Below are 13,309 nucleotides of genomic sequence, written 5' to 3' on the forward strand. Positions count from 1 at the left end.
GGAGGGGGCTGGAACACTCAGCCCCCTCCGGCGTACTCGACGCGTACCGCTCAGTCCTCCACGGACGACGTCGCAGCCGTCTTCTTCGCCGCGGTCGCCTTCTTGGCGGTCGTCTTCTTCGCGGTGGTCGTCTTCGCCGCGGTCTTCTTGGCGGCGGTCGTCTTCTTGGCGGCGGTCGTCTTCTTGGTCGCCGTCTTCTTCGCGGTCGCCTTCTTGGCCGGAGCCTTCTTCGCCGTCTTCTTGGCGGGCCCCTTGGCGCGCTTCTCGGCGAGCAGCTCGTAGCCACGCTCCGGCGTGATGGTCTCGACGCTGTCGCCGGTCCGCAGCGTCGCGTTGGTCTCGCCGTCGGTGACGTACGCGCCGAAGCGCCCGTCCTTGACCACGACCGGAGCCCCGCTCACCGGGTCCGTGCCCAGTTCCTTCAGCGGCGGCTTCGCGGCGGCGCGGCCGCGCTGCTTGGGCTGGGCGTAGATCGCGAGGGCTTCTTCGATGGTGATGTCGAAGAGCTGATCCTCGGAGGTCAGCGAACGCGAGTCCGTGCCCTTCTTCAGGTACGGACCGTAGCGGCCGTTCTGCGCGGTGATCTCGACGCCCTCGGCGTCCTCGCCGACGACACGCGGCAGCGACATCAGCCTGAGCGCGTCGGCCAGCGTCACCGTGTCCAGCGACATGGACTTGAAGAGCGAGGCCGTCCGCGGCTTCACCGCGTTCTTGCCGGTCTTCGGGGTGCCCTCGGGCAGCACCTCGGTGACGTACGGGCCGTACCGCCCGTCCTTGGCGATGATCTGGTGCCCGGTGATCGGGTCCGCACCGAGCTCGAAGTCGCCGCTCGGCTTGGCCAGCAGCTCCTCCGCGTACTCGACGGACAGCTCGTCGGGCGCCAGGTCCTCCGGCACGTCCGCGCGCTGGTGGCTCTCGGAGTCCTTCTCGCCGCGCTCGATGTACGGGCCGTACCGGCCGACGCGGAGCTTGATGTCGTTGCCGACGGGGAACGAGGAGATCTCCCGCGCGTCGATCGCGCCGAGGTCGGTGACGAGCTCCTTCAGACCGCCGAGGTGGTCGCCGTCGCCGTTGCCCGCGTCGGAGGCCGCGCCCGCTCCGGCCGTGTCGTCGGTGCCCGCGCCGAAGTAGAAACGCTTCAGCCACGGCACGGCCTGGGCCTCGCCCCGCGCGATGCGGTCGAGATCGTCCTCCATCTTCGCGGTGAAGTCGTAGTCGACGAGCCGGCCGAAGTGCTTCTCCAGCAGGTTGACCACGGCGAAGGAGAGGAAGGACGGCACCAGGGCCGTGCCCTTCTTGAAGACGTAGCCGCGGTCCAGGATCGTGCCGATGATCGAAGCGTACGTCGACGGGCGGCCGATCTCGCGCTCTTCGAGCTCCTTGACCAGCGAGGCCTCGGTGTAGCGGGCCGGCGGCTTGGTCGCGTGGCCGTCGACCGAGATCTCCTCGGCGGACAGCGCGTCGCCCTCGGCGACCTGCGGGAGGCGCCGCTCGCGGTCGTCGAGCTCGGCGTTCGGGTCGTCGGCGCCTTCGACGTACGCCTTCATGAAGCCGTGGAAGGTGATCGTCTTTCCGGACGCGGAGAACTCGGCGTCCCGGCCGTCGCTCGCCCGGCCGCCGATCTTGACGGTGACGGAGTTGCCGACCGCGTCCTTCATCTGGGAGGCGACGGTCCGCTTCCAGATCAGCTCGTAGAGCCGGAACTGGTCGCCGGTGAGGCCGGTCTCGGCAGGGGTGCGGAAGCGGTCGCCGGAGGGGCGGATCGCCTCGTGCGCCTCCTGCGCGTTCTTGACCTTCCCCGCGTACGTGCGCGGCTTGTCCGGCAGGTAGTCGGCGCCGTACAACTGCGTGACCTGCGCGCGGGCCGCGGAGACCGCGGTGTCCGAGAGGGTCGTGGAGTCGGTACGCATATAGGTGATGAAGCCGTTCTCGTACAGCTTCTGCGCGACCTGCATGGTGGCCTTGGCCCCGAAGCCCAGCTTCCGGCTCGCCTCCTGCTGGAGGGTCGTCGTGCGGAACGGGGCGTACGGGGAGCGGCGGTACGGCTTCGACTCGACGGACCGTACGGCGAACGTGGCGTCGGCGAGCGCGGCAGCCAGGGCCCGGGCGTTCGTCTCGTCCAGGTGCAGCGTCTGGCCGGAGCCGGACTTCAGCTGCCCGTCCGGACCGAAGTCGCGGCCCTGGGCGATCCGGCGACCGTCGACCGCGCTGAGGCGGGCGGTCAGCGTCGACGGGTCGGAGGCGTCACCGGTACGGCCGGTGGCGAAGGTGCCGGTCAGGTCCCAGTACTCGGCGGAACGGAAGGCGATGCGCTCGCGCTCCCGCTCGACGACGAGACGGGTCGCCACGGACTGGACCCGGCCGGCCGACAGGCGCGGCATGACCTTCTTCCACAGGACCGGCGAGACCTCGTAGCCGTAGAGGCGGTCGAGGATGCGGCGGGTCTCCTGGGCGTCGACCATGCGCTGGTTGAGCTCGCGCGGGTTGGCGACGGCGGCCCGGATCGCGTCCTTGGTGATCTCGTGGAAGACCATCCGGTGGACCGGGACCTTGGGCTTCAGAACTTCCTGCAGGTGCCACGCGATGGCTTCGCCCTCGCGGTCCTCATCGGTGGCGAGGAAGAGTTCATCGGACTCGGCCAGCAGCTGCTTGAGCTTCCTGACCTGTGCCTTCTTGTCCGCGTTGACGACATAGATGGGCTGGAAGTCGTGCTCGACATCGACGCCGAGCCGACGGACCTCGCCGGTGTACTCGTCGGGGACCTCTGCGGCGCCGTTCGGCAGGTCGCGGATGTGCCCGACGCTCGCCTCGACGACGTATCCGGGGCCGAGGTAGCCCTTGATCGTCTTCGCCTTGGCAGGCGACTCGACGATGACGAGTCGGCGGCCGCCCTGTGCGGTCTCGCTGGTCGGGGACAACTTCGCTCTTCTCTCCGGTCGACACTCAGTGGGCATCCGGGCAGCGCGATGACGCTGCCGACGGTGCTGTCGCTGCGGAGTGTGACGGTACAACCCGCCCCCGTGTCAAACGGCAAAAGCCCGCAACGGCCACTCGAACGGTAACCCGACTTCCGCCATTCCTGCCGCCCGGACCGCCCGCTCCCCTGTGGGCGCGGTCGCCGCCTGCGGGTTTCCGAGTGCCGCGGCGGCACTGCGGAGCGGGACTTCCGGCGTCGGGCGCCCGGGCGCCCCGGGCCTGTTCTCCGGCCCGCCGCCATGGCTGCCGAGCCCCTCGGGGACCGGATCCGGCGGGAAGTGGATCAGATGCGGGTGAAGCACCACACACCGAGGACGAGAAAAAGTACGCCGAACACAGTGGCGAGAGCGACGGAAGCGATGGGGCTCACTCCGTGCGCCACCGGCGCACGGTGCAGCACGCGCGCCCCCGTCCACAGCAGCAGCGCGGCGCCGAACAGCGCGAATGCCGTTCCGGCGAAGACTGCAGGTCCGCTCTCCATGTCCGTACGCCTCCCTTTCCCTGCCCGGCCAGGGCCATGCCGGTCCGGTCCGGTCCGGTCCGGGGGAGGCTGTCACCCCAGGGCGTCGTGGACGCGAACCCCGGGTGAATGGCCGGATTCACACACCCCGCGAGCCCGGGGCCCGGGGCCGCGGGGGTGCCCCTATCTGTTTCGTCAACCCTGTCAGGGTCGGTTCGTGGGAGTTGGTGCTGGTTTTTGGGAACGTCCCGCGAAGCGGGACGTTCCCGGCGGATCGGGTGCCTGATGGGCAGCCCGGTGGCCGGCACGGCGGGGGTGGCCGTGCCGGTGCGCGCGTGATGGGGTCAGGAAGGTAGGGACGGTGGTGCTGTCAGGCCGCGAGGCCGATGTCGCCGGGGGTTCGTGGTTCGTAGAGGGCCCCGGTGCGGATCATCGCGTGGATGACGTTCACACGTTGGCGGGCCAGGCGGAGGATCGCTTGGGTGTGGGTCTTGCCGCGTGCGCGTTGACGGTCGTAGTAGGTGCGGGAGGAGCGGTCGGATTTGCAGCCGATCGCGGCGAACGCGGCCTGGAAGAGGGCGCGTTTGAGGAGCCGGTTGCCGCGGTGGGGTGCGTGCTCGCCACGGATGGAGGTGCCCGAGGACTTGGTGGCGGGGGCGAGTCCGGCGTAGGAGGCGAGGTGTCCTGCGGTGGGGAAGGTGGTGCCGTCGCCGATGGCGACGATCACGGCGGCGGTGGTCCTGACGCCCATGCCGGGCATGGAGGTCAGGAGGTGGAAAAGAGGGAGGGCCTCCAGCAGGGCGGCGATCTCCTGCTCGGCCTGGCGGCGCTGGGTGTGGGCGGCGGCGAGCTGGGCGGCAAGTCCGGGCACGATCAGCGCGCTGGCCTCGGTGCCGGGCACGATGACGGTCTGCTCGGCAAGCGCGTCGAAGATCTCCGCGGTGAGGTGGCGGGCCTTGCGCGAGCCGTGCGCCTTGAGCAGGGCCTCGCAGCGGGTGCGGCCCAGTTTCTTCAGCCTGGCCGGGGAGCCGTGCCGTTCAAGGAGGGCCAGGATGTAGGGGTAGCCCAGCCGGGGGCCGACCACCCGCTCCAGGGTGGGATGGATCTGGGAGAGCAGGCCGCGCAGCCGGTTGGAGGTGCGGTTGACCTCGCCGGCCAGGTCGTTGTCGTAGCCGGTGAGCATGGTCAGCTCGGCCAGCTTCTCGTCGTCGCGGTCCACCACGCGCAGGGTGTGCGGCATGGTCCGGGCGGTGTCGGCGATGACGAAGGCGTCGCGGGCGTCGGTCTTGGCTTCGCCCGGGTAGAGGTCGGCGGCCCGGCGCATCGAGAGTCCCGGCAGGTAAGCGACCCGGCAGCCGGTCGCGCGGGCCACGGTCAGTGGCAGCGCGCCGATGTTGGCGACCTGGTCCACGATCACCAGGACGGTGCCGAACTTGGCCCTGAGCTTGTCGAACAACTCCCGCAGGCGGGCCTCGGTGTTGGGCAGCTTCTTGTCGTGGACGGTCTTGCCCTGCCCGGTCAGGCCGCGGGCGTGGTGGAACTCCTTGCCCAGGTCCAGGCCGAGGAACAGACCTATGCCGGAGATATCGATGACGGTGTCGGCCATGCGCGATGCCCCTCTTCGGTCGTGCCTTTCGCATCCGTCCCGGCCGTCCCTGCGGCACCACACGCCGGCAACCACGTTACGCAGACATCCCGCCCGTGAAGCGGTCCGGCGTTGCACCGGACCAGGCAGTCGTCAGGCCCCTCATCAGCGGTCAAGCGGTGCCCCGAAGCCCGGCGGCAACACCCCCCAGGTCATCGACTTCGACAGGGGGCACACAGCCATACCGGACCCGGGGGCCAGGCGCCCCATTTCGGGGCCACAGAAAAGGTAACGGGGTGCCCCTATCTGTTTCGTCAACCCTGTCAGGGTCGGTTCGTGGGAGTTGGTGCTGGTTTTTGGGAACGTCCCGCGAAGCGGGACGTTCCCGGCGGATCGGGTGCCTGATGGGCAGCCCGGTGGCCGGCACGGCGGGGGTGGCCGTGCCGGTGCGCGCGTGATGGGGTCAGGAAGGTAGGGACGGTGGTGCTGTCAGGCCGCGAGGCCGATGTCGCCGGGGGTTCGTGGTTCGTAGAGGGCCCCGGTGCGGATCATCGCGTGGATGACGTTCACACGTTGGCGGGCCAGGCGGAGGATCGCTTGGGTGTGGGTCTTGCCGCGTGCGCGTTGACGGTCGTAGTAGGTGCGGGAGGAGCGGTCGGATTTGCAGCCGATCGCGGCGAACGCGGCCTGGAAGAGGGCGCGTTTGAGGAGCCGGTTGCCGCGGTGGGGTGCGTGCTCGCCACGGATGGAGGTGCCCGAGGACTTGGTGGCGGGGGCGAGTCCGGCGTAGGAGGCGAGGTGTCCTGCGGTGGGGAAGGTGGTGCCGTCGCCGATGGCGACGATCACGGCGGCGGTGGTCCTGACGCCCATGCCGGGCATGGAGGTCAGGAGGTGGAAAAGAGGGAGGGCCTCCAGCAGGGCGGCGATCTCCTGCTCGGCCTGGCGGCGCTGGGTGTGGGCGGCGGCGAGCTGGGCGGCAAGTCCGGGCACGATCAGCGCGCTGGCCTCGGTGCCGGGCACGATGACGGTCTGCTCGGCAAGCGCGTCGAAGATCTCCGCGGTGAGGTGGCGGGCCTTGCGCGAGCCGTGCGCCTTGAGCAGGGCCTCGCAGCGGGTGCGGCCCAGTTTCTTCAGCCTGGCCGGGGAGCCGTGCCGTTCAAGGAGGGCCAGGATGTAGGGGTAGCCCAGCCGGGGGCCGACCACCCGCTCCAGGGTGGGATGGATCTGGGAGAGCAGGCCGCGCAGCCGGTTGGAGGTGCGGTTGACCTCGCCGGCCAGGTCGTTGTCGTAGCCGGTGAGCATGGTCAGCTCGGCCAGCTTCTCGTCGTCGCGGTCCACCACGCGCAGGGTGTGCGGCATGGTCCGGGCGGTGTCGGCGATGACGAAGGCGTCGCGGGCGTCGGTCTTGGCTTCGCCCGGGTAGAGGTCGGCGGCCCGGCGCATCGAGAGTCCCGGCAGGTAAGCGACCCGGCAGCCGGTCGCGCGGGCCACGGTCAGTGGCAGCGCGCCGATGTTGGCGACCTGGTCCACGATCACCAGGACGGTGCCGAACTTGGCCCTGAGCTTGTCGAACAACTCCCGCAGGCGGGCCTCGGTGTTGGGCAGCTTCTTGTCGTGGACGGTCTTGCCCTGCCCGGTCAGGCCGCGGGCGTGGTGGAACTCCTTGCCCAGGTCCAGGCCGAGGAACAGACCTATGCCGGAGATATCGATGACGGTGTCGGCCATGCGCGATGCCCCTCTTCGGTCGTGCCTTTCGCATCCGTCCCGGCCGTCCCTGCGGCACCACACGCCGGCAACCACGTTACGCAGACATCCCGCCCGTGAAGCGGTCCGGCGTTGCACCGGACCAGGCAGTCGTCAGGCCCCTCATCAGCGGTCAAGCGGTGCCCCGAAGCCCGGCGGCAACACCCCCCAGGTCATCGACTTCGACAGGGGGCACACAGCCATACCGGACCCGGGGGCCAGGCGCCCCATTTCGGGGCCACAGAAAAGGTAACGGGGCACCGGCCCGGTGAGCCAACCGGAATCCGCAGGCTCCGCGACGGAACGGCGACGGTGAACGCGAAAGGCGCTGATGGCGAGCCCTTTCATTACATACGGCGGTACGCGCCCGAACCGGAACGGAGTCCGTCGACGAAGTCCGCCCAAGGCTGCGGCAGCAGGGGAGGCAACCACCCGGCCCGGGATCACGGCGACGTGATCGGCTCGGTCGACTCGAGCCATGCGATCAACTCGTCGACGGCACCGGCTCCAGGAAGCCCTCCTCCACCAGTAGCCGGATCGCCTGCGGAGTGCGGTCGCGCAGCAGCACCGGGTCCTCGTTCATCAACTGGGCGATCGCGTCCAGGATCCGGCCCGCGGGCAGCGTCCCGTCACACACGCCCGCGAAGCCGGCGCCGACGGCGTCGACCTTCGTCGCACGCCGCATGCCACGGTTCTGACGGAGCACCACATGCTCGGGGTCCTCCGCGCCCGGAAGCCCGACCTGTTCCTGCACGACCTCGGCGGCGAGGATGAAATGCCCGGCCAGGAGCGCCGCGTCATCCTGTTCGCGGAGGTAGTCCTGACGGGCGAAGTGGGCCTGGACGGCGGGTCCGAGCGGCTGCTCCACCGCGTGCGGCCACTCCTCGATCACGACGGACGGATTCCCGGCGGCAGCCGCGGCGGACTTCCGCAGGGTGATCCAGCCGAAGCCCACACCCTTCGTCTTGCGGGCCTCGAACTCGTCCAGCCAGGCGTCGTACCGCGCAGCGTACTCGGCGGGGTCCGTGCGGTGGTCGCCGCTGTCGCGCAGCCACAGCTCCGCGTACTGCGTGACGTCCTGGACCTCGCGCTGCACGATCCAGGCATCGCAGCCCTGCGGCACCCAGGAACTCAGCCGGGTCTGCCACTCCTCGCCCTCGGTGTGCTGCCAGTTGGCGAGAAAGTGGGCGTATCCGCCTTCGTTCAATCGGTCGCCCGCCTGCTGCACCAGGGTCCGGCACAGGTCGTCGCCGCCCATGCCGCCGTCGCGGTAGGTGAGGCGGGCACCGGGCGAGATGACGAACGGCGGGTTGGAGACGATCAGGTCGTACGTCTCGGTGCCGACCGGCTCGTACAGGGAGCCCTGACGCAGATCGGCCGCGGCGACGCCGGAGAGGGCGAGCGTCAGCCGGGTGAAGTCCAGCGCTCGCGGGTTGAGGTCGGTGGCGGTGACCCGGGTGGCGTGCTGCGAGGCGTGCAGCGCCTGTATGCCGGAGCCCGTACCGACATCGAGCGCGGAGGCGACTGGTGTACGGACGGTGATGCCCGTGAGTGTGGTGGACGCCCCGCCGACACCGAGGACCACGCCCTCCTCGCGTGAGCCGATGCCGCCCGCGCCGCCGACCGCGCACCCCAGGTCGGAGACGATGTACCAATCCTGCCCTTCGGGCCCGCCGTACGGCCGCACGTCGACCGTGGCCCGTACTTCGCCGGCGGTGTGGGTCACCCAGCCGTCCTCGACGCACTCGGCCAGGGGGAGCGCGGCCCGGGCCCGCTCGTACGGGACCGGGTGCTGGAGCAGGAAGAGCCGCACCAGTGTGTCGAGCGGGGAGTCGCCCCGGGTGGCCCGCAGTGCCGGGACCGTCTCGCTGCGGGCGAGCGCGGCGTAGGCGGGGGCACCGAGCAGGTCGAGGAGCCCGTCCGCGGTGAAGGCGGCGGCGAGCAGGGCTTCACGAAGCCGGGGCGAATGGTCGGGCACGGGGAGACTGGTCGTACTCACCCCCTCATTGTGGCCGCTCCCACTGACAACGGCAGCGGCCCGGCGCCCACCGGGGCCGCCGGGCCGTACGCACAACGGCCGCAATCGCTACAACCGCCGCACTGCACCTGCCCACACCTGACGCACCTGACGCACCTGACGCATCAGCTACGACTGCCGCGGCCGTTCGGTTACGACTTCTTGCTGGGCGAGGCGGACGGCGACGGGGAGCCCGGCTTCGGGGAGGCGGTGTTCGGCGCCACCGAGGCCGTCGGCTTCTGGCAGCCCTTCTGCTTCGCCATCGCGCTTCCGACCTCGCCGGACTGGAGCTTCTTCAGGGCCTCGTCACCACTGGTGCTGATCTTGTTCAGCTCGTCCGCGATGCCCTTGAGGCCATCGGCGAACTTCGCCTGGTCCTTCGTGTCGAGGGCGTCGACCTTCTTCTCCAGGTTCACGTACGCCGCGGAGGAGGCGTTCAGCTCCTTCACGGCTTCCTTCTGCGTGGTCTCGCCACCGTCGACCGGCGGCGCGCCCGCCGAAGCGACGGCCGCGCCCAGAGCCTTGTACGCCTGCGAGATCTGCTGGAAGGCGGCCGAGTCGGTCTTCTGGACGTCGGCGGGCTTGCTGTTGTCAGCGGTCTGCTGCTGGATGGCGGCGTTGGCGTTCGCGATCTTCTGGAGCTGGGGCTGGACCTTGTCGCAGACCGTCTTGGCCCAGTCGTTCACCTTGTCGCTGTTGTCGTCGCTGCTGCAGCCCGACAACGTAAGTACCAGTACCGCACCGCCGGACAGCGCGGCCGCAAGCTTCTTGTTCACCGGATCGGTCCCTTCCAAGGCTCTCGGCCCCGGAACTTACACGTCGGGCGCCGTCCATCCGGGTGCCGGGCATCCGATGAGAGGCCATTTGTAGCCATTTGCACCAAGGGAAATGAGGGAGATACCACTCACCCACGCGGCTCTCCACAGCCCTCCGGACGGGTGAACACCTGCACGAGCAAGCACCCGGAGACGGGGCTGTCGACGGGGCCACCGACCGGCATCCCGGCCGACGTCTTCGCCGCCCGGCAACCGAAGGGACAGCGGGCGGACGACACATCAGAGTGCGCCGCCCGCCCGGTCATTGACCGAGGGCGGCTACGTACCACCGCCCCCGCCGCCCTCTTCCCGTCACCGCTTCACGAAACCGCCGCCTCTCCGGGCGACTCGGCGGGCCTGCCTCCGCCACCGGCCCCGTCACCGTCACCGGGGCCCTCCTCCTCCCCCACGGCGACGCCGCGCCGTTTGGAGACGTAGACGGCGCCGATGATCACGACGATGGCCAGCACCGCGACCGCCGCCCGCACACCGGCGCTCGCGTCCTGCCCGTAGCTGAACTGCACCACCGCCGGGGCAATGAGCAGCGCGACCAGGTTCATCACCTTGAGCAGGGGGTTGATCGCCGGTCCTGCCGTGTCCTTGAACGGGTCGCCGACCGTGTCACCGATGACGGTCGCGGCATGGGCCTCACTGCCCTTGCCGCCGTAATGGCCGTCCTCGACGAGCTTCTTGGCGTTGTCCCACGCACCACCGGAGTTGGCGAGGAAGACCGCCATCAGCGTGCCGGTGCCGATGGCGCCCGCGAGATACGAACCGAGCGCCCCGACACCGAGCGTGAACCCGACGGCGATCGGCGCCAGAACCGCGAGCAGGCCGGGCGTGGCGAGCTCGCGCAGGGCGTCCTTGGTGCAGATGTCGACGACGCGTCCGTACTCCGGCTTCTCGCTGTAGTCCATGATCCCGGGGTGCTCGCTGAACTGCCGTCGCACCTCGTAGACCACGGATCCGGCGGACCGGGACACCGCGTTGATCGCCAGCCCGGAGAAGAGGAAGACGACCGCGGCACCGAGGATCAGGCCCACCAGGTTGTTGGGCTGCGAGATGTCCAGGCTGAGGGTCATCTCCCCGGCCTTGGCCCCCACGTCGTCAACGGCGGTGGCGATCGCGTCGCGGTACGAGCCGAAGAGCGCCGAGGCCGCCAGTACGGCCGTGGCGATGGCGATGCCCTTGGTGATGGCCTTGGTGGTGTTGCCGACGGCGTCCAGGTCGGTGAGGACCTGCGCGCCGGCGCCGGTGACGTCGCCGGACATCTCCGCGATGCCCTGCGCGTTGTCGGAGACCGGGCCGAAGGTGTCCATGGCAACGATGACACCGACGGTGGTGAGCAGCCCGGTCCCTGCCAGGGCCACCGCGAAGAGCGCCAGCATGATCGACGTACCGCCGAGCAGGAACGCCCCGTAGACGCCCAGGCCGATCAGGAGAGCCGTGTAGACGGCGGACTCCAGACCGATGGAGATACCGGCGAGAACGACGGTGGCCGGACCGGTCAGCGACGACTTGCCGATGTCCCTGACGGGGCGCCGGCCGGTCTCGGTGAAGTAGCCAGTCAACTGTTGGATCAGGGCGGCCAGCACGATGCCGATGGCGACGGCGACCAGAGCGAAGACCCGCGGGTCACCACCGTGCGAGGTGATGGCGCTGTCGGTGACACCGTGCAGATCCGCGTACGAGGACGGCAGATAGACGAAGACGCCCACGCCGACCAACACGAGCGAGATCACCGCGGAGATGAAGAATCCGCGGTTGATGGCGGTCATTCCGCTGCGGTCGGCGCGCCGCGGGGCGACCGCGAAGATCCCGATCATCGCGGTGACCACGCCGATCGCCGGAACGATGAGCGGAAAGGCCAGTCCGGCGTCACCGAAGGCGGCCTTGCCGAGGATGAGCGCGGCGACGAGCGTCACGGCGTACGACTCGAAGAGGTCGGCGGCCATGCCCGCGCAGTCGCCGACGTTGTCGCCCACGTTGTCGGCGATGGTGGCGGCGTTGCGCGGGTCGTCCTCCGGGATGCCCTGCTCCACCTTGCCGACGAGGTCGGCGCCGACGTCTGCGGCCTTGGTGAAGATGCCGCCGCCGACCCTCATGAACATGGCGATCAGCGCAGCACCGAGGCCGAAGCCCTCCAGCACCTTCGGAGCGTCGGCGGCATAGGCAAGGACGACACAGGAAGCCCCGAGCAGACCGAGGCCCACGGTGATCATGCCGACCACGCCACCCGTGCGAAAAGCGATCTTCATCGCCTTGTGCGAAACGGCGGTGAGATCTTTTTCGGGTTCGCCCTCCGCGGGAGTCGCCTCCCGCGCGGCAGCGGCCACTCGGACATTGCTGCGTACGGCGAGCCGCATACCGATGTATCCGGTGGTCGCCGAGAAAAGCGCACCCACCAGGAAGAACAACGAACGGCCCGCGCGCTGCGACCAGTTGTCGGCCGGAAGCAGCAGAAGCAGGAAGAAGACCACGACGGCAAAGATGCCGACGGTGCGCAGCTGCCGGGCCAGATAGGCATTCGCGCCTTCCTGGACGGCTGCCGCGATCTCCTTCATACGGTCGGTACCCTCACCGGCCGCCAGCACCTGACGTACCAGCAGTCGGGCGACGACCAGCGCGGCTACGGCAACGACCGCGACGACGACCACGATGACGCGATTGTCATCGGTGAGCACCGCGGCCGCGAGAGACCCGGGCCGGCCGGAAGCGGTGGAAAGTGCGGAATCTTGCGTCAGTCCTGCCAGTGGGGTGTTGAAGAACTCCGCCATACGTCCTCCTTGACGCTCAGCGCTCAAGACGTGGACGGATTGTAAGGAGCGGAAGCCGATCAAAACAGTGCGCGGTAAATGTAATTGACCTTCACGGACGGCTCGGCAAATGAGCGCACCCACGGACCGACCCGAATGCAGTAATGGGGCAGGCGCATTTTCCGTAGATCAATGATCACACAGAAATGAAAAAAGGCCCTGCTCAGCAGGGCCTCAAAAGGCGGATCAAGAAATGCGTCGGGGATGGTTCGGCGAGGGATCCGACGGGATCGGGACCGGCGGACCGCCCGTGACGGCTGCAGAGCCTCAGGGAAGCACCGTCACCGGCGTCTTCGGCCAGCTCATGCGGATCACTCCGCCGTTGGCCCCCGATCTGACCTCCACATCGTCGACGAGGCCGCTGATGACCGCGAGACCCATCTCGTCCTCGCCGTCGGCGTCGGAATCCGGACCATCGAGCCCCACGCCGGGCGTGGCGCCGCGTGTCGCGGGGGCCTCGGCGGATCCGCCGGGCTCGGGCTCGGCGCCCGGCCCGGGCACCTCGTCGCCGACCTCGATCGAGAAGGACTTCTCCTCCTCAATCAGGACGACCGAGACGGGAGCGGCGATGCCGTGACTGCGGTGCAGCCCGACTGCGCGGCTGCAGGCTTCACCGACGGCGAGTCTGACCTCGTCGAGCACGGCTTCATCGACTCCCGCCCGGCGCGCCACGGCGGCTGCCACGAGGCGAGCCGTCCTGACGTGTTCGGGCTGGGCGCTGAAGCGGAGTTCAACGGTGGCCATGGGATCCCCCTCAGACGTACGGGTGTGCATCCCGGCGGCCCGGGCACACTGCCCGGATACCCCGGCTCTTCTTCGGATCTTCTTCCGTTTCCGCGTTCATTCGGACTGCTTCCGGATTTCTTCCGAACTTCTTCCGGAACCGACGAACCCGAC

At 69.4% G+C, this 13,309-nt stretch carries 8 protein-coding genes; all 8 read right to left on the minus strand.

The genetic code is table 11. The features are described 5' to 3' along the window. Positions 1–50: 50 nt before the first annotated feature. The 8 genes from topA to OH735_RS16785 all read right to left on the minus strand — a co-directional run bounded on the left by topA (position 51) and on the right by OH735_RS16785 (position 13,156). Positions 51–2,918 carry a type I DNA topoisomerase gene (topA, locus tag OH735_RS16750; protein WP_406382349.1) on the minus strand — a complete coding sequence of 956 codons (2,868 nt, stop codon included), beginning with the start codon at positions 2,916–2,918 and terminating at the stop codon, positions 51–53. A 341-nt stretch (positions 2,919–3,259) separates the two neighbouring features. Beyond that, positions 3,260–3,457 carry a hypothetical protein gene (locus OH735_RS16755; RefSeq protein WP_389994866.1) on the minus strand — a complete coding sequence of 66 codons (198 nt, stop codon included), beginning with the start codon at positions 3,455–3,457 and terminating at the stop codon, positions 3,260–3,262. Positions 3,458–3,806: 349 nt separating this feature from the next. After that, positions 3,807–5,042 carry an IS110 family transposase gene (locus tag OH735_RS16760; RefSeq protein WP_406378948.1) on the minus strand — a complete coding sequence of 412 codons (1,236 nt, stop codon included), beginning with the start codon at positions 5,040–5,042 and terminating at the stop codon, positions 3,807–3,809. A 468-nt stretch (positions 5,043–5,510) separates the two neighbouring features. Beyond that, positions 5,511–6,746, minus strand: coding sequence for an IS110 family transposase (locus OH735_RS16765; protein WP_406378948.1), 1,236 nt, complete (start codon positions 6,744–6,746; stop codon positions 5,511–5,513). Positions 6,747–7,248: 502 nt separating this feature from the next. Beyond that, positions 7,249–8,763, minus strand: coding sequence for a methyltransferase (locus OH735_RS16770; RefSeq protein ID WP_406382350.1), 1,515 nt, complete (start codon positions 8,761–8,763; stop codon positions 7,249–7,251). A gap of 170 nt (positions 8,764–8,933) precedes the next feature. After that, positions 8,934–9,557, minus strand: a complete 624-nt coding sequence (locus OH735_RS16775; protein ID WP_406382351.1) for a small secreted protein — start codon at positions 9,555–9,557, stop codon at positions 8,934–8,936. Between the two features lie 359 nt (positions 9,558–9,916). After that, positions 9,917–12,373 carry a sodium-translocating pyrophosphatase gene (locus OH735_RS16780; RefSeq protein WP_406382352.1) on the minus strand — a complete coding sequence of 819 codons (2,457 nt, stop codon included), beginning with the start codon at positions 12,371–12,373 and terminating at the stop codon, positions 9,917–9,919. A gap of 306 nt (positions 12,374–12,679) precedes the next feature. Next, a complete protein-coding gene (locus tag OH735_RS16785; protein ID WP_383757271.1) occupies positions 12,680–13,156 on the minus strand; it encodes an ATP-binding protein in 477 nt (158 codons plus the stop codon). Positions 13,157–13,309: the final 153 nt, after the last annotated feature.

The organism is Streptomyces sp. NBC_01618, from assembly GCF_045209435.1.
Lineage (GTDB): Bacteria > Actinomycetota > Actinomycetes > Streptomycetales > Streptomycetaceae > Streptomyces.

Bases quoted from the DNA above. Each gene is read 5' to 3' on its own strand.
- OH735_RS16755 (WP_389994866.1), bottom strand. From the start codon at position 3,457: ATGGAGAGCGGACCTGCAGTCTTCGCCGGAACGGCATTCGCGCTGTTC.
- OH735_RS16760 (WP_406378948.1), bottom strand. From the start codon at position 5,042: ATGGCCGACACCGTCATCGATATCTCCGGCATAGGTCTGTTCCTCGGC.
- OH735_RS16785 (WP_383757271.1), bottom strand. From the start codon at position 13,156: ATGGCCACCGTTGAACTCCGCTTCAGCGCCCAGCCCGAACACGTCAGG.
- OH735_RS16780 (WP_406382352.1), bottom strand. From the start codon at position 12,373: ATGGCGGAGTTCTTCAACACCCCACTGGCAGGACTGACGCAAGATTCC.
- OH735_RS16765 (WP_406378948.1), bottom strand. From the start codon at position 6,746: ATGGCCGACACCGTCATCGATATCTCCGGCATAGGTCTGTTCCTCGGC.